Source organism: Algoriphagus sp. SE2 (assembly GCF_039563885.1).
Taxonomy (GTDB): domain Bacteria; phylum Bacteroidota; class Bacteroidia; order Cytophagales; family Cyclobacteriaceae; genus Algoriphagus.
Map to the genome: position 1 here is coordinate 1 of NZ_JBCLWJ010000063.1, position 787 is coordinate 787.

General features: G+C 36.0%; 1 protein-coding gene. It reads right to left on the bottom strand.

All coding sequences use genetic code 11. The features are described 5' to 3' along the window. Nucleotides 1-232: 232 nt before the first annotated feature. A complete protein-coding gene (locus AAGF08_RS20410) occupies nt 233-658 on the bottom strand; it encodes a hypothetical protein (protein ID WP_343513303.1) in 426 nt (141 codons plus the stop codon). Nucleotides 659-787: the final 129 nt, after the last annotated feature.

Consider the following 787-nt stretch of genomic DNA (forward strand, 5'->3'; position numbering starts at 1 on the left):
TGCCTTTGCGGTAAAAATAAGACACCTACCTTTTAACCCCATATAATTATCGAAGACGTAAAGTCAAAGATCGTTCTTAAGCATCGAGCCCCTTTGATCTGGTTCTATACGTTCTACAAATCAGCAACCCAAGATACTGCCCCTGCTATCAAAAGGAATTCATGATCAGCATCCATCGGATCTATAAATAGGATCCAATCTGGTAGCAATTACTACTGTTAGATTAGATACTTCAGGAACCTATATTCTTTTTAATACTTCTTTGATGTCTTATTACAAGCAAACTGATCACAAAAAATGGAATTGTCGATAGGAGTATTTTCCAGTTTGCACTCGCTATTCCAGTCAGAAACACCATAAACATTAACACTCCTAGGAATGCAACACCAAAATAGGTTATTCGCCTACTGGCACGTTTTTGAAATAGGGTAAATAATATCATTAATTGACCAATAAATGGTAATACGGTCAATGGATGTAATACGGATTCGGGGCCATTAAATAACTTATAAAAGACCTCCCCTTCCATTTGAAATAAGAACTGATGCCTATTATCACCCCATTCTAAATATCCCATTAGAGAGGTTACCAGTAAAAGAATATTTAAAACCTTACTCTTTAGATTATCATCCATAACGTTTTTGCTATTACGGTTCATAGGTGGTAAGTAGACGATTCCAGGCTTCAAACGAATTCATACCGTGACAATTTTGAAGCGAGCTACAGTACTTAATTTAATAACCTTCCTGCCTAAATGCTATTTATAAGTTGCTTTAATGCATCCAGG